The organism is Serratia sp. DD3, assembly GCF_000496755.2.
This window is the reverse complement of the sequence record NZ_AYKS02000092.1, coordinates 53,945-75,303: the sequence shown is the minus strand read 5'-3', so window position 1 is coordinate 75,303 and position 21,359 is coordinate 53,945. Positions and strand designations below refer to the sequence as shown.

Below are 21,359 nucleotides of genomic sequence, written 5' to 3'. Positions count from 1 at the left end.
ATGGAAACTGACGGCACCGGCGGTAATGGCAGCGATATCGTCCATGGCTTCCATGTAGGTGACGTGGTGACTGACAGTGATGCGGACCTGATTGACCTGAGCGATCTGCTGGACTACAACGGCTCAATCTCCTTCTTCAAGGATGATGACAAGATAGAATTGGACTACTCTTCCCAAGGTATTCTTAAGTACCTGAAGGTGGAGAACGTCGGCTATGACACGGTGATCAGTATTGATCGCGATGGTTCAGGCAATGCGAACGCCTTTACCAATGTCATTACGTTGGCTAATGTCCAGACTGATCTGGAAACGTTGTTGCAAAATAACCAAATTATTGTCTAATCAATAAGATGGGGGCCCACAGGGGAAACACTGTGGGCTCTTTTGCATAGCTGATCAACAGATTACAGATGACCTAATTAAGGGTGATGACAACGCCAGCAATTTATTGATATTGATGGATGAGATATCGCCCTGCATGGAGATTTTAATGAAAGCTCTTGGTAATAAATTCAAGTACGCCACTATCGTGTCATTAATGTTAGCCAGCGGATGGTGTTCTTTACCAGCTTCTGCGCAGGAGGGACTCTCTGGTGGGCATAACAATACGGTGTCTACGGTGTTAGATGCCAATGGGCAGACCGCTGGTTCAGGGACCATTGCAAACGGTTATCGTCCTGTCGGAGAGGTTGTGCCGGAGTTGTCGCAAATTGTCTTCTACTATCCTGAAGGTAAACTTCCTGCGACGGTTTATGTGGATCGTCAACTGCAATCGGTACTATTGCCTGGCGAGTATACGGTCTTTTGTGTTGTCCCTGGTGGGCACGCCATTGAGTCCTACTTCCAGGACCAACCGTTGTATCAAGGTAAACGGACCCCCAAACATCAACTGAAAACCCAGGGTGCAACGACCTATTTCCTGGTGGTTAATCCAGGTGAGACCGGGACCACGACAGCGTTAGCTAAACGCTCTGTGGCTGAGGCGGATTTGCAATCTATGCGTCTACAGTCGCGCATTATTAATCGCGCGAAGCAAGTGAAAGCCTGCGAATACGTTAAGGGTGGTACCGCCGTGTTGTTGCAGGAAAGTCTCCATTTTCCTACCGGCAAAAGTCAGTATGGTTCAATCTTACCGGCCTCAAAAGCTAAATTGGACCATGTCATAACCTTCCTTAAGGAAGGGAATAACGTCTCTGACATTCAGTTAATTGGTTACACCGATGCTATTGGTAATGCGGCAGCAAACCAACGCTTGTCACAGGCCAGGGCAAATACGGTTCGCGATACACTGATCCGTGCCGGCGTTAATCAAAATTTGATCACTCATACCAGTGGTATGGGGATCGCCAAAGATGCTGAGCAGTGTGTAGCCAATGCCAAGCATCAAGATAGTAGCTGTAACGCCCAGGGTCGTCGGGTAGATATTGTTGTTAAATAGTAGTGAATAGCAGTTTGTTATAGTCTTTATATGCCCGTCGCCATTCTAACTGTTGGATGAGTGAGCAACGCCTGCAACAGTGCGTTGCTTTGATGGTGGCGGGTATATGCCGACTTGGTTTATGCTTTGCCCCTCCTTTAAGAGTCTATGCGTCATCAATTTTGCTGACTTTTGATAGCAAGTGATAGTTTTAATACTTCTATTATCTTTATTACACTTTTTTAAACGGGATTTTTGGTTCAGAGATGCATCTCTGTTACACTGTACTTAGTGTAGTATACACACCCTATTTATATTAATGTGCAGGTACTGGAAGGTATTACTCAGGTGAAAATTCCAATGCGTTACTACGATTGATTTAACTTACAGAAGAATCCTATTCTCTTTAGCAAACTTTTGAAGTAGCTTGCTAAATTTGATAAATTACCGCCTATGCTCTATCGTTTTCTGATAGATTCAGACTAGACGTTCACAGTTATACACATGTTTTTCTTACACGATTTAATTAAAGTCTAAGTAAAACTAGGGAAAGATTATGAGTAAACAACTGCCGGAACCAGGAGAGGCAACGGAGACCTCGGTGATGCATTCACTGGAGTTTGATAATATTGATGATCACAGCAGAGACTCGTTGCTTTGGGCGGTTGAGTGGTTGTGTAAGCACTATAACAAAGTAAACAGCCCAGAAGTGCTTTACGCCGGTTTACCACGGGGCGATAAGTTAGAGCCCGAGTTAGCGTTGCGCATGCTGGAGCAAGTGGGCATTTCAGCTGGTTGGATTAAGCGTGACCTTTCGCAACTCTCTTCTTACTTATTCCCGGTGATTGTAGCGCGTAATGATGGCACTTATTGTATCGTTACCGCCAGAACCGGGCAAAAGGCCAACAGCTTATACCAGATTGTGGCACCTGAAAGCGGTGGCACGGTGACACTCTCAGAGAAGGATCTGTCAGCTTCTGGTTATGTGATGGCGGCGAGTCCGACGCCAAAACTGGAATCACGCCAGGACGATGAAATATTGCCAGAGTCGACCCGTGAAAGTCACTGGCTGTTTTCCACCTTGTGGCGTTATCGCCATTATTTTTACAGTGCGGCAACTGCGGCATTGCTGGCCAATATACTCACCTTGGCCACCACATTTTTCACCATGAACGTTTATGACCGGGTGATCCCGACCCAGGCCTATGTCACATTATGGTCATTGGCCATCGGGGTGATGATTGCCGTCATCTTTGAGTTTATTTCACGCCAAGTTCGTATTTATTTGATCGATATCGCCGGTAAAAAAGCTGATTTGATTGTCGGTGCCAAGCTGTTCCGGCAAGTGATGGCGATGCGGATGGAAAGTAAACCGCAATCAACTGGTACATTTGCGAACCAATTGCGTGATTTTGAAGCAGTGCGTGATTTTGCTACTTCCGCCACGCTTTCTACACTTTCGGATTTGCCATTCTGTATTCTGTTCATGTTTGTCATTTATATGATAGGCGGACAATTGGCGATCATTCCACTTTTGGCAGTACCGATTATTTTGTTGGTCAGTGTGGTCATTCAATGGCCGTTAAGCCGTTATATGGCTGAAAATATTCGTGAAATATCCCAAAAACAAGGGATGTTGATTGAGTCTATTGAGGGGATGGAAGTACTGAAAGCCACTCAAGGGCATGGGGTAATGCAAAAACGCTGGGATGATATCAGTGCTTTGGCAGCCGCTTCTTCGATGAAAACCCGCTATCTTTCAGCCTTGACTTCAAATTTCGTCACCTTTATGCAGCAAGCCTGTACAGTGGCTATCGTGGTCTTTGGTGTCTACCTGATTCATGCTGGGGAACTGACCATGGGGGCGATGATAGGGGTGGTCATTCTGTCAGGTCGTTCACTGGCACCGCTGGCGGCAGTGGTTGGGTTGGCGCTGCGCTATCAGCATGCAAAAACCGCGTTAAAGTCTCTTGACCAGTTAATGGCACTGCCTACGGAACGCGATCCAACATTTAATTATCTGCCAACACCCAAATTTGATGGCAATCTGACGCTGAAAAAGGTGGCATTCGCCTATCCGGTCCCTGGAATGATGGTGCCACCCGCCGTTTTGGATAATATCAATATCACCATCAAAGCTGGTGAGCGCGTAGCGATTATCGGCAGCATTGGTAGTGGTAAGTCGACATTGCTACGGGTGATGGCGCGGATTTATCAACAGCGTAGCGGTCAGCTCTCCATCGATGGTGTTGATGCGACCCAGGTTGATCCTGCAGATTGGCGTGCCGCAGTGGGTTATGTAGGCCAGGATTGCCGCCTTTTTAGTGGCACCTTACGTTTTAATGTCACCATAGGTAATCCAGGGGCCACTACAGCAGAGTTTTTGCGCGTTGCCCAGATGACAGGGTTGGATCGCATCGCCGCTAAGCACCCGCTGGGCTATGATATGCCCGTAGGTGAGATGGGGAATAGCCTTTCCGGTGGGCAGAGACAACTGGTTGCCTTGGCGCGTTGTTTATTACTGAAACCTAAAGTTTTACTGATGGACGAACCTACCAGTTCAATGGATGTCTTGACAGAAAACAAGTTTATTCAACAATTGCAAAAAGCGATTGAGGGACAAACCTTGGTTATCGTGACGCACCGTATGTCCGTGCTGAGTATTTTTGATCGTCTGATTGTTATGGATGACGGACATGTGATGACTGATGGTCCTAAAGATCAAGTGATTGCCATGCTGAGTGCCAATGGCGAGAAGAATGCGCAGAAAGCTGCAGCGGGCAGTTAGCAGAATAAATGTCCATTAAGTGGTGACCTGCAATGGCATCCAATCGATTTCAAGATCAGATAGTTCATACTGTTATACCTTGAAAATGATGGTAATACACTGACAAGGAACAATGGATGAACAAGGATGACGTGGCATTAGCCGGCCCAGATAATGCGGATTACAGCAATAATGGTGATGGAACGATAGCAGATAATGAGGCAAAGATAAAAACCGTGAACCAGCCAGATAAAGTTAACAGCAAGAAAAAAAAGGATGGCAATAACCTGCAACACACTGGAAAGATAGAGCCTGATGACTTGCATTTTATGAATGATCTGCAGGCGGCGTTGATTTCACAAAAAACGCCATTCAGCATGATCATGCTTTATCTTATCTTGATTGTGTTGGTGGTTGCCTTGGTATGGGCACATTTTGCCAAGGTTGAAGAAGTCACCCGTGGTGAAGGTAAAATCATCCCCGCTAGCCACGAGCAGGTTATTCAGAGCCTGGAAGGTGGGATTCTGGCTGAAATGAATGTCCGTGAAGGCGACATTGTCGAAAAGGGGCAGGTTCTGCTGAAAATGGACCCGACCCGCGCGGGGGCCAGCTATGGTGAGTCTTTATCAAAAGTATTAGCCCTTAAAGGAACTATAGCCAGATTACGCGCCCAAGCGTATGACACTGAATTAGTATTTCCTCCGGAAGTGCAGGCCGATCCTTCTATTATTGAAGACGAAACCAAAGCCCATAACGCTCAGTTGAAAACGCTTAACGATAGCGTTGCAGCGCTGAAGAAAAGTCTTTCTTTGGCTGAGAATGAAGTCTCACTTTCTGCGCCATTAGCCCAAAAAGGGCTGATGTCAGATGTGGAAATTCTACGGCTACGTCGCCAGGCCAATGAGTTCCAACTGCAAATCGTCGATCGTATCAACCGCTTTCGTTCTGAGGCCAATAATGAGCTGAATAAGGCTGAGTCGGAACTTGCTCAGACCCAGGAAGTATTGCGTGGTCGGCAGGATGTCATGCAGCGCACCACCATTGTCGCGCCAGTGCGTGGAACGGTGAATAATATTCATACCACCACCATAGGCGGTGTTATCGCTCAAGGGGCTGAGATCATGACGATCATTCCTTTGGAGGATAATCTGTTGGTTGAAGCCAAGATTAAGCCTGCTGATGTGGCCTTTATTCGTCCAGGCTTACCTGCAACGGTGAAAGTTACTGCTTATGACTATGCCATTTATGGTGGTTTGTCTGGGGTAGTGGAACATCTTAGTTCTGATACCTTGGTCGATGAAGAAAAAGCACGTGCGGGCCGTGGAGACTCAACCTATTATCGAGTCTATGTACGTACCGACCAAGCTGCATTGCATATGAAAGATAAAACGTTTCCGATTATGCCCGGCATGGTCGCTGATGTGGAAATTAGAACAGGTGAAAAGACAATTTTGTCTTATATATTGAAACCTGTCTTAAAAGCACGTGAAGCATTTAGAGAGAGATAAGCGGATGGCAAAGAAGCAGAGTGAGTTTCGTCGGTTGAAAATAGCCATGGCAATAGCGATATGTTTACCTTTTTCTAGCCTGGCAATTGACCAACAGTCCTCCTTATCAGGGGAGAGCGACAATGATATTAATTCATTACCGCCTATGGTGACCCAGGAGGAGTATGTTGAGAAATCTAATCTGAAACCTTCAGCGCCGCAAAGCGTGGAGCAGGTTAAAGAGAGCGGTCAATCTGGGGCTAACAGTCAGTCGCAATTTGTTGCCGATGGGGCAGCCAACGCAACTTCACCTAGCGTCTCAAGCACGCCTTCGCCTAAATTGACCAGTAACTCAGAGAGTTCAACAGAGAGTAGTGCGTATCCAACTTCAGTGAACAGCCAACCGACTCAAGCAGTAAATAGTCAGGCAGGAGATGTTATTCAGGGTGCACCGCAGCCCAAGGTGGTGGAACCTAATGGTGTGCGTGCTGACGCTGGTATCAAGAGTGAAATGTTGACAGACAGCAAACAGCCAGCACAGCAGGGTACGGTTTCTCAAAGCCAGAAGCTGTTTCAACCAGAGCCAGTTTATGACAAAACGCGTTTAAGTGCTGCTGAAATTCAGCGTGCCTCAAATAATGCAGTAGATAACGTTTATGCTGGGAAAGGCGAAACAAATTCAGTTAACAGCCAACCGACTCAGGCAGCAAATAGTCAGTCAGGAGATGTCACTCAGGGGGCACCGCAGCTCAAGGTAGTGGAACCTAATGGTGTGCGTGCTGACGCTGATATCAAGAGTGAAATATCGACAGACAACAAACAGCCAGCACAGCAGGGCACGGTTTCTCAAAGCAAGAAACTGTTTCAGCCAGAGCCGGTTTATGACAAAACGCGTTTAAGTACTGCTGAAATTGAGCGTGCCTCGGATAATGCGGTAGATAACGTTTATGCTGGGAAAGGCGAGACAAGCTCAGTTAACAGCCAACCGACTCAGGCAGCAAATAGTCAGGCAGTAAATAGTCAGGCAGTAAATAGCCAGGCAGCAAATAGTCAATCTGGGGATGTCACTCAGGGTGAACCGCAGTCCAAGATGGTTGACCGCAATAATCTGCGTAGCGATGCTTATATCAAAAATGAAATAACCGCAGATAGCAAGCAGCCAGAGCAGAAGAGTAGTGGCGACTATTTCCCGCGGCCGTTACAGCCAGACCCGGCTTATGACAAAGTGCGTTCAAATACTGAAAGTAACCAGCGTGATGCGGGTAATGTGGTAGATAACGTTTACGCCGGGAAAAGCGATGCTTCATCTCATACCTTTTTACGTAAAATGGTGAAGATGGCATTGATGCACAGCCCAGAAGTGCGTTCCTCTGACGCAGATGTTCTGGCCGCAGGTTATTATGTTGATCAAACCAAAGGTCAGCGCTGGCCGCAGGTTCAGGTTGGGGTATCAACACCCTTGGCGACCCAAGGGGGCAGCGCAGACCTACAGCGAAATAACTCCAATGCCAATGATACCAGTGGCAATGTCTCAGTGGTCACCCCTATCTATGATTGGGGCAAGATAAGCCATCAAGTTGATAGCGCAGAAGAAGGGGTGACGGCGGCGGTTAATGCGAGAAGTTATACCAAAGAGATGCTGGCGTATAATACTGTCTCAGAATTGATAAATCTCGCGCGCTATCAGGAAAGTCGTGTTGTAGCAGTAGCTTATATGACGCGAATGAAGCAACTGGCCGATATGTTAGAGCAGATTACGGTAGCAGACCAAGGCCGTGCCAGTGAGTTTACTCAGGCGAGAGCCAAACTATTATCTGCCCGTGCAAATTTAGACGATATTGAACACCAATTAAGTGTAAGCCGCATCAAGCTGGTGCGCTTATTGGGGGTAGAACCCAACTTACCTGAAAATATTTCCTGGCAAGATTCTATGGTCCCGGCATCAACGGCGATCGCCTCATTGGCAAAAAACCCCAATTTGCTGAAATTGCAGGCACAAACCAAGGCGGCTGAATCTGAGGCTGACAGTATTAAGGCTGCGGGGTTGCCGCAACTTAATTTGGTGGTTTCCAAGAATACCGCAAAAGATATCAATGGTAATGAAACAGGCTGGTATACCGGCGTGAATGTTCAGTGGAATGCGTTTAGCGGTGGCTCACAGAAAGCGGCTCAGCAGGCTGCGCTGGCTAAAGCGACGGGTGCTCAACAACAGTATGAAACTGCCTATCGAGATTTGGAATATCAAATCAATAATTTGGTCCAGACTCGTGACTCTTCGTTTTTACGCGCACAAGATTTTGACCGTTTGTCTATAGAGACCGATCGAGTTAGGCAAATGTTTTATGATCAGTGGTATCACCTCGGCAAGCGGACTTTGCTGGATGTACTCACGGCAGAAAACGATCATTTTAACAACCAGCTATCAGCGATTAATAATCGTTATGATGGTTACGTTGCGAACATTAATGTGATTGCCAGCGCCGCAATGTTACTGAGCTGGTTGGAAAGGTAAGCTAAACGGGACTATACCTAACCGATTTCAAGTAACAGGGTGGTAGCGATGCATTTGCATTTTTCCCCGTTGGGTGAACCTCAATAAGGCGGTTCATCATAACGTTGAAGCATCTTAGCAGGGTGCTTACTGCCACCCAGTACAGGCAGTAAGCATCGCCATCATCATTGATCAGTCTGAGGCAAATTTAATTCTATGCTTCCTTTCCAGAAAAAAAAATCAATAGCTCAGTCTCATAGTCAGGAACAACGGCTTAACCATCTTGCGCAACAGTATCGTACCGCAATAGCGAATGATGATTATGCCGCAGGGAAAGTAATTGCAGAAACGACACTGCGTTTGGTGCCGCGTAATCCTGATGTATTGTCCAGCTATGCCTTGTGTTTAATGCGAACTCAAGAACATGAAAAAGCCTATAAAACCTATAAAAAATTGTTTCAAAGTCTGCCATTAGAGGCTCTCCCGGCCACCATGATTGATGGTTTGACGGAGGCTTGCGGTTGGACGAATCGCCCCGATGAAGTGAAACACTATGGTTTGATATCACTGGAGCAGGGGGATAAGATATTTGGTGGTGGCCAGCTTTATCCTCTGCCCGAATCCCATCCGCCTGCGTTTAATCCCCATAATCCGCAAGAGAATGCCATCTCATTTACTCTTTTTGGTTCACAGGTGCGTTACTGTGAAAGTGCGATTATGAACGCGCAAGTGAGCAAAGAGCTGTTCCCTGGTTGGCATTGCCGTTTTTATCTGGATGATACGGTGCCCCAACCGGTGCAGCAGCGTTTGCTGGATACCGGCGCTAAAGTGATAAAAGTTGCAGGGGATTTGCACCAGAATGTCCCACCACTGATGTGGCGTTTTCTGGTTCTGGATGACCCCGAAGTCAAACGTTATCTTATTCGTGATGCTGATTCGTTGCTCTCAGAGCGAGAGCAAGGGGCGGTTGAAGCGTGGTTGCAGAGTGATTATTGGTATCACCATATGCGTGATTACTTTACCCATACTGAACTGCTGTTAGCCGGGATGTGGGGCGGTTGTCATAATGCTAATCTGCCTTCAATTCCTGTACAGGTCAGTGATTATTTGAGTAAGCAAGATAATCATCGTCGTTTTGTCGATCAATATTTTATGCGTCAGCAGCTCTGGCCCACCATCCGACAGAGTTTGCTCAGTCACGATGATATGTTTGGGTTCTATCAAGCACAACCTTTCCCTCCCCATGCGCCAATCCGTTGGAAAACCAATAAATTTCATGTTGGCAGTAATGTCAGCTATCAATTGGCCGGCCTCGCTAGCAGCAAAGAAGAGGGTGAATTACAGCGGTGGGAAGTCTTGGATCAGCACAGCAATAGCCTATGCCAATATGCCAGTGTGGTGAAAGAGCATACTTGGCGTGAATACATGCCTTTCTTTATGCTTGATCATATTCTTGCAGGCGAATGGCAACTTAAAAATATCGATTGAGCGGCCTCTACGACGTCAGGAAAACACGAGTTAACCCGTTTTCCTGACGTCGTGAGGTGAAACTGCCAGTTTGACGGGCATATCCCCGTCATCAATAAAGCCGAGAGAAGTATGGCGAGCATTTTCACTTCATCCTTAAGGCTCACTCTAGCGGCAAGTACTTGCCAGTAGAGTGAGCTTGGCTAAGTGACTAAGCCTGGCTTATTGCCCGTGCACGATCTCTTCCCCTACATGCTCATCTTCCCCTAACACGATCATCTTCCTCTAACACAATCATCTTTCTCTAAAACAAGCGTCGTCCGTTGCTCGCGGGGCTGATCCCGTTGGGCCCACATGGCATCGTAGAGCTGTTCAAGATTGTGCGTGAAACGTTGGGTATCGAACAGTGCAGAGGTTTGCCGCCCAGCAATTAAGCGCTGACGGAGCGTTGCACGCTTTTCGGCATCGTTCGCCAGTTCGCAGGTCAATTGCAGCCAGCTGTTTTCATCGGCAGCGATTAATTCGGGAACATTAGCCGCATGTAGCAGACTGGTGGCGACACGCGAGGCAAAAGTTTCACCCGTATAGCTCACTAATGGAACCCCTGCCCACAATGCATCACTGGCGGTGGTGTGCGAATTACAAGGGAAGGTATCCAGTGCGATATCCGCTAGTTGTAAGCGGGCCAGATGTTGCTCAAGTTTCATAAAAGGTGCAAAAATAATCCGCTCGGTAGTAATACCCCGCTCAACCATTTCACGGCGAAGATTATCAGTAACGACTGGTGAATTGCCTTCCAGGAGCCAGAGCACCGTATTGGGCACCGCATTCAGCACCCGGCTCCACAGCGTAAATAGAGCGGGGCTATATTTTACTATTTGGTTAAAGCTACACAGGACCACTGCATTGTCTGGCAGACCAACATCTTTACGGTTAGGTGGGGCAGGAAGTGGGCGGTTGCGGTCGTTTGGCTGATAGCTATCCGGCATAAGTGCCAGCGTTTCGCTATAGTCACCAGCATGAGATACCGGTGTAACCTGAGCATCACCGATAATATAATCCGCCAGCGCTGGGTGGCCCAGTGATCCAGGATAGCCTAGCCAGCTCACGGTTATCGGTGCGGGTCGATAAGCGGTGATGCCCAAGCGCGTGTAGGTGGTGAAACCTTTCAGGTCGACTAAAATATCAACGTTATCCGCCATGATCTGTTGTGCGGCAGCTTTATCGCTAATGCCACGCAGGTAATGCAGGGGTAAACCGCTGTCTGCTAGCCGTTGCGTGTACTTGTCCGGTGCTTTTTTTGGGCTGTAGCAATAGAGGTGAATATCATAGCGTTCGGTATCATGTGCCTCCAGCACGCCAGCCAGCAGGTGCATGGTGGCATGATCGAAAAAATCTGCCGAAAGATAGCCAATCTTGAGGCGCGCATTGGTAGGGTGAGCAGGGTGTGGCAATGGATTTGCTAACTGCATTGGCCAACGTATCTGTGCAAACTGGCGAGCTGCATTGCGGTGAAGCTCGCGGGTGAGCCACGGATAATTAATCAAGGTATGTGGGTCGATCTCTTGCTGGTGTTCGGCAACCACCAGATTGTGTAATTGTGCCTCCAGCGTATCGAGCCCTTGCCAATCAGCAGATTTCCGCTTCAGTCTGCACAGGCTGGCAATATCGTTAACCCGTTCGCAGAGCGCAATCGCTTCGGCCCACTGTTTGCGGTTTTCCAGCAGTGAAGACAGAATCGTAGCAGATTGATAATGTTGAGGATCCAGTGCTAACGCTTGGCGTAATGCAGTTTCCGCCTCGTCAAACTGATTTTCATTACGCAAGCAGACGCCGAGATTCATCCAGTTTAATAGATACCCTGGATTAAGTTCTGTACCACGGCGATACAGCGTGAGGGCACGAGCAACCTCACCTTGCCTGAGGTATTCATTGGCCAGGTTATTGGTAGCCTGGGCATTATTCGGCGTCAGCGCTAAAACGCGTTCAAGTAATGTCATCGCGCGTTCAGATTGATTAAGCGCCTGGCACACCAATGAAAGGTTTAACAGAGCGCTAGCATCTTCTTGTTGTTGCAACGAACGTGAGATTAACGTCTCCGCTTCTTCTAGCCGCTGGGTTTGCAAACAGATAACCCCCAGATAGTGCAAAGCACTGGTATGATTCGGTGAAGAGCGTAGTAGTTGGCGGTAGCCTCTTTCTGCTTCCTGCAACTTCCCCGCCTGATGTAAAGAAAATGCTGCCTGATAAGCAGCATGAACAGGGTTAGATTTTATCGGCCAGCTAAAACGTTTTGCCATCGTGATTTCCTGATAAAAAGAGGAAAAGGAGTTATACCGTGATACGTCAGGGCCAGTGGTGTTGGCTAGCGTTAGGCGCCTCATTCATGAGGTCCACCCCGCACCACCGCCAGCGTCATTTAAATCCGCCGGCGGCAGCCCGCAGGCGGATTTGTCGTTCGCCCTGGTCACAACGTATTTGTGCATCTAGTCGCTGACTCTGTGACCCATGACTGGGCTCAAGCCTCAGGCTAAAGGGGAGAGCCAGCGTTGTGTTTTGTCACGTTATGGAACTCGGGTGTCGGAGAAAGTAGGGCCTCAGTAAACCACTTTGTGGCCATAGCTCTCAAGGATCCCTTTTACACGCTCCATCACATCAGTTTTCGGTGGATGTACATCACTGAGTTTGTACTCCTCCCCCATGGCGATCCATTTATGTTTACCTAATTCATGATAAGGCAACAGTTCGATCTTTTCGATATTGCTCATATCTTTGGTGAATTCCCCCAGCATATGGACTGATGCGTCATCATCAGACCAGCCTGGAACGACCACATAGCGTATCCAGGTGCGTTGATTACGTTTCGCCAGATAATGGGCAAACTCCAATGTGCGCTGGTTAGAGACACCAACCAGAACCTGGTGGATCTCATCGTTCATCTGTTTTAGGTCAAGCATCACCAGGTCGGTAGCATCCAGCAGTTCATCAATCACCGGATCATAACGGCGAACAAAACCATTGGTGTCCAGGCAGGTACTGATCCCTTCCTGCTGGCAGGCACGGAACCAATCACGGACAAACTCTGCTTGCAGAATGGCCTCACCACCTGATGCGGTGACACCACCGCCAGAGGCATTCATAAAGTGGCGATAAGACACGGTATCCGTCATCAATTCTTCAACGGTGACTTCTTTTCCGCCATGAGTGTCCCAGGTATCACGGTTATGGCAGTAGAGGCAGCGCATCAGGCAACCCTGGAAAAAAACAATAAAGCGGATACCCGGGCCATCAACGGTGCCACAGGATTCAAAAGAGTGGATGCGACCTTTTAAGGACATTGCAGGGTGTTCTCCAATATTGACTGTCAAACGCAACCTAAAATAGGCTCGTTACCCCCAGACAGAAACCGTAATACCATAACGGAGCGGCCGGAGTAACGAGTAGGGCGATGGGTTGCCCGGGTACACGCCGATTACTGCTGTAGTATACCTCTTTCTGCCGTCCGTCGCGTTATAGCTTTTGTCATCGTCAGCCACCATTATGATTATTGCAGGGGGACATTATTCGGCAGATTCAGAGAAGTTAGGCGAAGATCGCTTAAATGGCGCGGGATTAAGGCTCTGGCAGCGTACCCGGAATAGATTTCGTTTACTCAATTTCGCTTACTAAAAGGGCCGGAATATCCGGCCCAAGTCTATTTTACCAGGGGAAGATAAACTCCCCCTGTCAAGACGCAGTGATTAGATCGACTGAGTGAAAGTACGAGTAATCACGTCTTGCTGTTGCTCTTTAGTCAACGAGTTGAAACGCACCGCATAACCAGAAACACGGATGGTCAACTGAGGATATTTCTCAGGGTTTTCCATGGCATCCAGCAGCATTTCACGGTTCATGACGTTAACGTTCAGGTGTTGCCCCCCCTCGATGGAAGCTTCATGGTGGAAGTAACCATCCATCAGACCCGCCAGGTTGGCTTTACGCACATCATCATCTTTACCCAACGCATTAGGAACGATGGAGAAGGTGTAAGAGATACCATCTTTAGCATAAGCAAACGGCAGTTTAGCCACTGAGGTCAGAGAGGCAACAGCACCTTTCTGATCACGACCATGCATTGGGTTGGCACCTGGGCCGAATGGCGCACCGGCACGGCGACCATCTGGGGTGTTACCGGTTTTCTTACCATAAACCACGTTAGAGGTGATGGTCAGAACAGACTGAGTCGGTACCGCATTACGGTAGGTATGCAGTTTCTGAATTTTCTTCATGAAACGTTCTACCAGATCACAAGCGATATCATCAACACGTGAGTCGTTGTTACCGAACTGCGGATATTCACCTTCAATCTTGAAGTCAACGGCCAGGCCGTCTTCATCACGGATGGTGGAGACTTTGGCATATTTGATAGCAGACAGGGAGTCGGCAGCCACCGACAAACCAGCGATACCACAAGCCATGGTACGATAAACGTCACGGTCATGCAGTGCCATCAGCGCAGCTTCATAGCTGTACTTGTCATGCATATAGTGAATGGCGTTCAGCGAGGTCACATATTGCTTGGCCAACCAATCCATAAAGTGATCCATGCGTTCCATGACTTTGTCATAGTCCAGCACTTCATCCATCATCGGTGGCTCTTTTGGACCCACTTGTATTTTCAGTTTTTCATCAACGCCGCCGTTGATGGCGTACAACATGGTTTTCGCCAGGTTGGCACGAGCACCGAAGAACTGCATATGTTTACCAACAACCATCGGGCTGACGCAACAAGCAATGGCATAGTCATCGTTGTTGAAGTCAGGGCGCATCAGATCGTCGTTTTCATATTGCAGGGAAGAGGTGTCGATAGACACTTTCGCAGCGAACTTTTTGAAGTTCAGCGGCAGCTTTTCAGACCACAGAATGGTCATATTTGGCTCTGGTGAAGGCCCCATAGTGTACAGGGTATTCAGGAAACGGAAGCTGTTTTTGGTGACCAGTGTACGGCCATCAACACCCATACCTGCCAGAGATTCGGTCGCCCAGATTGGGTCACCAGAGAACAGTTCATCGTATTCAGGGGTACGCAGGAAACGAACCATACGCAGCTTCATGACCAAGTGGTCAATCAGTTCCTGAGCCTGCTCTTCTGTCAGTTTACCGGCTTTGATATCACGCTCGATAAACACGTCCAGGAAGGTAGATACGCGGCCAAATGACATGGCAGCACCGTTCTGGGATTTAACTGCAGCCAGGTAACCGAAATAAGTCCATTGTACCGCTTCTTGGGCAGTTTGGGCTGGAGCAGAAATGTCATAACCATATTTGGCGGCCATTTCTTTCATTTGAGCCAGTGCACGGTGCTGTTCAGCAATTTCTTCGCGCAACTGCATGGTCATTTGCAGGTCTTCACCATTTTCAAATCTGCTTTGCAGTGACTTGAACTGGTTCAGCTTGTCAGCCATCAGGAAGTCGATACCGTACAGAGCCACACGGCGGTAGTCACCGATAATACGACCACGACCATAAGCATCAGGCAGACCGGTCAGCACGCCAGACTTACGGCAGTTCAGGATATCTTTGGTGTAAATATCGAATACGCCCTGGTTGTGGGTTTTACGATATTCAGTGAAAATCTTCTTCACTTGTGGATCCAGTTCACGGCCATAAACCTTGCATGAACCTTCAACCATTTTGATGCCGCCGAACGGGATCAATGCACGCTTCAGTGGTGCATCTGTCTGCAAACCGACGATGGTTTCCAAGTCTTTATTAATATAGCCAGCATCATGAGAAGTAATGGTAGAGATAACACTGGTATCGAAATCAACTGGCGCATGGGTGCGGTTTTCCAGTTTGACCCCTTCCATCACCTTGTCCCACAGTGTAGTGGTCGCTTGGGTGGCACCGGCCAGGAAGGCTTCGTCACCTTCATAAGGAGTGTAGTTTTTTTGGATAAAGTCACGTACGTTGACTTCTTTCTGCCAATCACCCTCAGTGAAACCTTGCCAAGCAGTTGCTAATTTTTCGTTAAGTTCGGTCATGATATACCTACCTCTAATGTGGATTTTTTGTTAAACCCGTGCCATGCCAGCGAACAGAATTAATGCTTCTGTTCACCACCACGCAGATAAATTACCCAGTAACTCAACCCAACCAGCAGGCCACCACCAATAATGTTACCAATAGTGACGGGGATCAGATTGTCCATAATAAAACTGTTTACGGTCAGATGAGCAAATTGTTCTGGTGTTGCCCCAACAGTTTGCCAAAATTCTGGGGTAGCAAAATACTTAACCACGATACCCATCGGGATCATAAACATGTTGGCGATACAGTGTTCAAAGCCACAGGCAACAAACATTGCCACTGGCAGGATCATGATAACGGCTTTGTCTGTCAGGCTGCGCCCTGAATAGCTCATCCAAACGGCCAAACAAACCATTAAGTTAGCCAGAATGCCAAGAAAAATTGCTTCAGTAAAAGTGTGGTGTAATTTGTGGTTAGCGGTTTGTAAAACATTCAAACCCCATTGACCGTTGGCTGCCATATGTTGGCCAGCAAACCAAATCAAAGCGACAAAGAACAGAGCGCCAAGTAAATTACCAATATAAACGTTTAACCAGTTGGTGGCTAGTTGGCCCCAGGTGATGCGGCCGCTGGCTTTGGCAACTACCGTCAAAACGGTGGAGGTAAACAGGTCAGCACCACAGACGACAACCAGCATCAACCCCATGGAAAAGCAAATCCCGCCTATCAGTTTTGCCAGGCCAAAAGGAACAACACCAGCAGTACCGGTAGTGGCAGTGATATAAAAAACAAAAGCAATAGAAATGAATACACCAGCATATATCGCTAAAAAAAAGGTCTTTAGCGGGTGCTTAGTTGCTTTATAAACACCTACATCTTCGGCAACTTTTGCCATATCAGCAGGTAACAACATATCAAAGGGGTTGCCAGCTCTCAAACTTACTCTCGCTCTTAAGAATTTAAATGAAACATTAAACACGAAGATACTAGCAAAGCAGTATAGGGCAAAAATTGATGTAGATCATAACCCGCAAAACTAAAATGGTTAAAAAGCGTATGATTTGTAGGGTTTATGGTATTAATTAATTGATTTTAAATAAGAAAACTTTTTTTAATGTTTACAAAAAAATTTGAATTTAACCCTGAGCAACTATTTTAAATAGTTAATGTATTGTATCAATTGTTATTGAAATGGGATTTACTCTTCTGACAATTAATTAATATTTCATGTGTGCATAAAATTAATAACATCATCAGCAAGCGATGGGAAGCGCTAGTCACATGCCAACTAGATGAACTCAGGGTGAGAGATAAATCGTCAAGGAGCGGATTTGAATGCGGGATGCCTCAGGGAAGAGGTTAACAACTGCAGCCAACACCGCTGCAGCTTTGTTGATGACAGGTATATTTATCAGTGAGGTGCGACCAAGCAGGCCGCACCTTCTCTAGTGGCGAGTATATTGCTACTGCATTATATCGTCATTTTATTGCCTTAGGATTGGCATGTGCTAGATGACGTTTACGCATTTCCAGTGCTTCATTGAAATTACTGTATAGAGTCTGATAGCGCTCCACACAATAGACTGCCAGGAGCGGCAACAGTGCGCAGAGATAGAGCGGAATAAATTGTGGTGTGATATGCCAAGCAGCAAAAATCAGACAGATCACGATGCTCCATAACAGCGTAGCCAACAACCAGATTAGAGCACGTTTAAAGCGAGTCAGTTTACTGGTGAATGACCAGGGAGCAAACGGTGCCGTGTCAGTATCTAGCGTACCATTCAATATTTCCCCGAATAGCACATAACGTCTTGACCGGCTGGCAAACGCCAACATAAACAGTATCACGATACCCATGAGGATCATAAACGCGATGACAAAGGCAGGGTCTGAGTAGCCAGCGGCTAGGCTAAATGCGGGTTTACGAGCAATGGGAAATACCAAGGCGAAGTTTATCAGCAGGCTCAATAACAAATCTTCAGCCACATAGCCTGGCAGGCTGCGTTGCCGGGGGCGATAAGCATTGATATCGTTGTAGGAGTTTAACGCGAGTATGATATTGAACGGGATCGATTTATTTAGCTGGATCAGCATCAAGGTAGGCAATATCACAACGCCAAGTAACGCAATCAAGGTATAGCGCCAGTCTGCACCGCCCAGCCAAATCAGGCAGCTTAACGCGACCACCAAGCTCAGGGTCACCAGAGAAGCCCAAAAAGGTCGGTATAGTAATTTAGCCATCCCCTCGATATTACGCTGTGTATAGCCCGCCAGCACTTCCGGGCTTTCGAAAGCCCGTGCGGTAAATATGCTATATGCCCAATAGCCCCGGCCATCGCGCATCATGGTCCAGACGATGGACAGACAAATCGCGCTTAACCCGGTGATAATCTCCAGCAAGGTGATGTCAATCGCATTGCGAATCAATGACGAAGTCAGAATGCTGGAGGTCAGCACCACAGGTATTATCGCTACCCGTAGGTATTTTTTACTAAAAGGAGCAAATCTTGGGATCATGCGGCCCTTAACCCCGCTTGCTGGAGTTGACTGCCCACAATATGGTAATAGTGCTGGATGTTATAATCCTCGCGAGAGCCATAATGCTCTGCGAGCAGATGGCTGAGGGTTTTCTTATTACTGATCTCCAGATAGCGGCAGTACCCCATTTGTGCCCACTGATCCATGCTTTCACGCCAACGTACAGTATGGGTAAGATGCAGCGCCAGGTTTTCTTTGATCTGGGCCACGTCATTTTCCACTTTAGCGCTATAGTTCATGATCACTGGGCGGGTGGGTGAAGAGAAGGGCAGGCTAGCCAATGCCTCACGCATCTGAGTTACCCCTTCACTCATCAACGGCGTATGCCAGGCACCATTGACGCCTAGCTTGATAGTATTCACCCCGCTACGCGTGAGATGGTTGATCAGCGTCTTTACCGCTGTCAGTTCACCACCAACCACTTGCTGTTGCCGCCCATTATCGCAGGATACATTCAATACATCCCACAGATCCAGATTGTCAATATGCTCGCATAGTGCCTTATAGCTGTAAGGTTTGACCACATACATCGCCCCTTTGCGCTGTTCGGCCAGATTTTGCATGATGCTTGCGCGTAACGTAATAGCACGGAATAGCGTTTCCAAATCCATCACTCCAGCAGCATAGAGAGCGGTGTATTCCCCGGCACTGTGCCCAGCATAGCCAGTTTCTAACACCGGTTCACGCTCACGTAACGATGTCAACATCGCTGTGTTAACAGTAGTGACAGCCAACTGTTGGTAAACGGTTTTAGTCAGACGCGTCATCGGCCCTTTCTGACACAGCTTGCGCACGTCCAGCCCAGAAACATCGCTGGCACAGTCCCATACTGCTCTGGTACCGGCTGAGATGTCGCAAACATCGCTGCCCATGCCGATGACTGGGGAGCCCTGGCCAGGGAAGATCATCATCCAACCTTGGGCCATATTAGTGGTGATGTCTGTATCACCAATTGATTCGTATACCTGCATAGATATTTCCTTTTTCTCCGAAGGTGCCAAATTCACTGTCCTTGCTGCCGAAACTGGCTGCAACACCGGTATAAACCTCAATACTGTTTTTTAACGGCGTGCTTAAATGCAGATTCAGCATATTACTACCATCCGCCAGATTGGCCATGCCAGAGACTGACCAGTCGATATTGCCAACCTGTCCTTTATTGGTGCGGATATAAAGTGTGACATAGTGCTTTCCGAGCAGATTTCCACCACGGGCAACATTGTCGGTTTCTGCCGCCATCATGCGGGAGTAAAGTTGATAGGATGCGCGATAAAGTGCGGCAATCTCTGGCGGTAGTGGATTGGCATAACCGCCATTAACGAAACGGATAGTATCGAAGTTATCCTTCCACTCACTGCGGCTGTAGCCTTGACTCTGGCCGTAATATTCCGCGCCGTATTCGGTTTGATCGTCGCTGGTGTAACGTAAACCAGCACCGATGTCTGCTTGAGCACCGTCAGAGCGCATTTTGTATGGCACTTGTACAGAACGATACTCACGTATGGCACGTGCTGATGCGGTGTCCAGATGACGCCAGGTCTGCCCATGAGAAACCGACCCTTCAACACTGAGGATCAGCTTATCTGTCAGGTTGCCGCTGGTGCCGATTGCCAGCGTTTTCTGGTTGCCAACAAGTACGGATATGGTCGGGTTGAAGGTTTTCAACCCGGTGGCGGTATAGCTGGCATAATATCTGTCGGTGCTGTTGGTCCGCTGCAGCGGATCCCATTCAGAGGCAGCTTCCTGGCGCTGAGTGTTACGCTTCAAGCGCGGAAAGGCCGCCAGTGTGTAGGTGCCTTCATTGCGATACAATGAATTGCTGACACCATAAGCGCCTTCATCATAAAAATTACGCCAACGATCCGCTAGGCCGAAGATACGGACGTTACGTATGTTGCCAATGATATTGCGCGATAAATCAAGGGGAGCAACAGAGAACAGATAGCCGCTGGTTTTGCGTATCTTACCGGCATCGATGTACCAACTGTCACTGGCTTTCCAGCTGCCGACCACCTCGTTGATAACGCCAAACCCTTGACGGCGTTTATCCTCCAGAGTTCCCGGCTGACGGGCATGGGCAACATATTGCCCACTGGCTTGCGCCTTGACGCTGAAGGTGTCAGTCAATTTACAGAGCCCGACACTGGAAAGGTACAGGTTGGCAGCGGTGTTATTACGAAACGCCGGACTGTCGAACTGCCACAACGAGGCAGAGGTATGGGAGGAAACCCCCTCAATACCCGCATAACCACGTTGTAGCTGGCAATCAACTGCCCAACTGGCATCACTGTAGGTGCCAGCTAACAACAGCATACCGGTAACGGAAAGCCAGTTAGTCGCCATCATTAATTCAGTCTCATCAGATACTCTTTCTGGAAGTAACTTTCCGGCAACGATTCCAAACGGACGTCGCTATAACGCATGGTCGTGTAGTTACCTTTTTGCAGAGCATCCTCTACGACGATAGTCGTTGGCCGCATTTTGCCCAGCACCTGCTGAAAATCGCGATAATAGGAACGCTTGAGCAAGACGCCATCGGCAGAAAGAAAATCGGCCCGGTTGGGGAAGCCAGTCTCTTTATCTACCCAATAAGTGATGGCCGGGTAGGTGACATGGGGCCAGCGGCGTTGCAATGAAAGTTTGTAACAGGTTTTCTCCCCACAGGCTTCCTCACCCACCAACTTGGAGATATAGGAATAATCGAAGTCAGCGGCCACCACGTCACCGTTAGAGACCTGGCCCATCAGGCGCTGTTGGCGTGAGATAGGGATCGGACGCCGTAGATCAGGGGAGAAATACCACATTTTGTCCAGGTCGGAGAGCAAGGCTTTGCCTTTGTCGCGCACTGGAGAGACAAAGCGTACCAGTGCTCGTGCATCCCCTTTCTCTACCCGCTCAGAAGGTTTGTAGAAACGCATGGAGACATCCAGCACCTGCTGGTTCTCTGTCACGTCACGCCCTCCTTTATGTTCGAGCAGGGTTAAGGTGTAACGGAAAGGTTGATCCGGTGCGCGCACACGATCGGCGCGGCGGATAATTTCGCGCGCACGCTGATCTTCCTGAGTCAGGTTGTTCAATTGGTCACGTTCAAGTGAACTCGGCACTTGTTCTGCTGCTTGAGCTAGACCTGAAAGGCCCAAAAGTATTAGGCATCCAGCGAGTTGACGTTTCATCGTTATAATC

14 protein-coding genes are annotated in these 21,359 nt (G+C 48.1%); 6 read left to right on the top strand and 8 right to left on the bottom strand.

Going from position 1 to position 21,359, the window contains the following annotated elements:
• The 6 genes from IO95_RS18830 to IO95_RS18805 form a co-directional block, all read left to right on the top strand.
• On the top strand, positions 1-342 hold a 342-nt coding region (locus tag IO95_RS18830), incomplete at its 5' end, for a type I secretion C-terminal target domain-containing protein (RefSeq protein WP_037386539.1).
• A gap of 148 nt (positions 343-490) precedes the next feature.
• A complete protein-coding gene (locus tag IO95_RS18825; RefSeq protein WP_051791284.1) occupies positions 491-1,438 on the top strand; it encodes an OmpA family protein in 948 nt (315 codons plus the stop codon).
• 535 nt (positions 1,439-1,973) lie between these two features.
• Entirely contained in the window at positions 1,974-4,205 is a 2,232-nt protein-coding gene (locus IO95_RS18820; RefSeq protein WP_023489375.1) for a type I secretion system permease/ATPase, read from the top strand.
• A 308-nt stretch (positions 4,206-4,513) separates the two neighbouring features.
• A complete protein-coding gene (locus IO95_RS18815; RefSeq protein ID WP_081878587.1) occupies positions 4,514-5,692 on the top strand; it encodes an HlyD family type I secretion periplasmic adaptor subunit in 1,179 nt (392 codons plus the stop codon).
• A gap of 4 nt (positions 5,693-5,696) precedes the next feature.
• Positions 5,697-8,183, top strand: coding sequence for a TolC family protein (locus IO95_RS26160; RefSeq protein ID WP_023489373.1), 2,487 nt, complete (start codon positions 5,697-5,699; stop codon positions 8,181-8,183).
• Between the two features lie 195 nt (positions 8,184-8,378).
• Complete coding sequence (locus IO95_RS18805) at positions 8,379-9,650, top strand: tetratricopeptide repeat protein (RefSeq protein ID WP_023489372.1); 1,272 nt, start codon at positions 8,379-8,381, stop codon at positions 9,648-9,650.
• Between the two features lie 254 nt (positions 9,651-9,904).
• On the opposite strand, the gene IO95_RS18800 is transcribed toward IO95_RS18805, so the two are convergent.
• From IO95_RS18800 to IO95_RS18765, 8 genes are all read right to left on the bottom strand, one after another.
• Positions 9,905-11,929, bottom strand: coding sequence for a tetratricopeptide repeat protein (locus IO95_RS18800; protein WP_023489371.1), 2,025 nt, complete (start codon positions 11,927-11,929; stop codon positions 9,905-9,907).
• A gap of 297 nt (positions 11,930-12,226) precedes the next feature.
• Positions 12,227-12,967, bottom strand: a complete 741-nt coding sequence (pflA, locus tag IO95_RS18795) for a pyruvate formate lyase 1-activating protein (protein ID WP_023489370.1) — start codon at positions 12,965-12,967, stop codon at positions 12,227-12,229.
• 402 nt (positions 12,968-13,369) lie between these two features.
• Positions 13,370-15,652 carry a formate C-acetyltransferase gene (pflB, locus tag IO95_RS18790; protein ID WP_023489369.1) on the bottom strand — a complete coding sequence of 761 codons (2,283 nt, stop codon included), beginning with the start codon at positions 15,650-15,652 and terminating at the stop codon, positions 13,370-13,372.
• Positions 15,653-15,711: 59 nt separating this feature from the next.
• Positions 15,712-16,575 (bottom strand): formate transporter FocA, encoded by an 864-nt coding sequence (gene focA / locus IO95_RS18785; protein WP_023489368.1) that lies wholly within the window; start codon positions 16,573-16,575, stop codon positions 15,712-15,714.
• A 542-nt stretch (positions 16,576-17,117) separates the two neighbouring features.
• The gene (locus IO95_RS18780; RefSeq protein WP_023489367.1) at positions 17,118-18,155 is read right to left on the bottom strand and encodes a hypothetical protein; all 1,038 of its coding nucleotides are present in this window, start codon (positions 18,153-18,155) and stop codon (positions 17,118-17,120) included.
• A complete protein-coding gene (locus tag IO95_RS18775; RefSeq protein WP_023489366.1) occupies positions 18,152-19,147 on the bottom strand; it encodes an ACP S-malonyltransferase in 996 nt (331 codons plus the stop codon). The genes IO95_RS18780 and IO95_RS18775 overlap by 4 nt, the downstream gene beginning before the upstream one ends.
• Positions 19,122-20,522: a hypothetical protein gene (locus tag IO95_RS18770; protein WP_023489365.1), complete on the bottom strand. Its 1,401-nt coding sequence runs from the start codon at positions 20,520-20,522 to the stop codon at positions 19,122-19,124. Before IO95_RS18770 ends, IO95_RS18775 begins: the two co-directional genes overlap by 26 nt.
• Positions 20,522-21,349 (bottom strand): outer membrane lipoprotein-sorting protein, encoded by an 828-nt coding sequence (locus IO95_RS18765; protein ID WP_023489364.1) that lies wholly within the window; start codon positions 21,347-21,349, stop codon positions 20,522-20,524. The genes IO95_RS18770 and IO95_RS18765 overlap by 1 nt, the downstream gene beginning before the upstream one ends.
• Positions 21,350-21,359: the final 10 nt, after the last annotated feature.

Coding starts and splice junctions, on each gene's coding strand:
- IO95_RS18825 (WP_051791284.1), top strand. CDS start 491: ATGAAAGCTCTTGGTAATAAATTCAAGTACGCCACTATCGTGTCATTA.
- IO95_RS18820 (WP_023489375.1), top strand. CDS start 1,974: ATGAGTAAACAACTGCCGGAACCAGGAGAGGCAACGGAGACCTCGGTG.
- IO95_RS18815 (WP_081878587.1), top strand. CDS start 4,514: ATGAATGATCTGCAGGCGGCGTTGATTTCACAAAAAACGCCATTCAGC.
- IO95_RS26160 (WP_023489373.1), top strand. CDS start 5,697: ATGGCAAAGAAGCAGAGTGAGTTTCGTCGGTTGAAAATAGCCATGGCA.
- IO95_RS18805 (WP_023489372.1), top strand. CDS start 8,379: ATGCTTCCTTTCCAGAAAAAAAAATCAATAGCTCAGTCTCATAGTCAG.
- IO95_RS18800 (WP_023489371.1), bottom strand. CDS start 11,929: ATGGCAAAACGTTTTAGCTGGCCGATAAAATCTAACCCTGTTCATGCT.
- pflA (WP_023489370.1), bottom strand. CDS start 12,967: ATGTCCTTAAAAGGTCGCATCCACTCTTTTGAATCCTGTGGCACCGTT.
- pflB (WP_023489369.1), bottom strand. CDS start 15,652: ATGACCGAACTTAACGAAAAATTAGCAACTGCTTGGCAAGGTTTCACT.
- IO95_RS18780 (WP_023489367.1), bottom strand. CDS start 18,155: ATGATCCCAAGATTTGCTCCTTTTAGTAAAAAATACCTACGGGTAGCG.
- IO95_RS18775 (WP_023489366.1), bottom strand. CDS start 19,147: ATGCAGGTATACGAATCAATTGGTGATACAGACATCACCACTAATATG.
- IO95_RS18770 (WP_023489365.1), bottom strand. CDS start 20,522: ATGATGGCGACTAACTGGCTTTCCGTTACCGGTATGCTGTTGTTAGCT.
- IO95_RS18765 (WP_023489364.1), bottom strand. CDS start 21,349: ATGAAACGTCAACTCGCTGGATGCCTAATACTTTTGGGCCTTTCAGGT.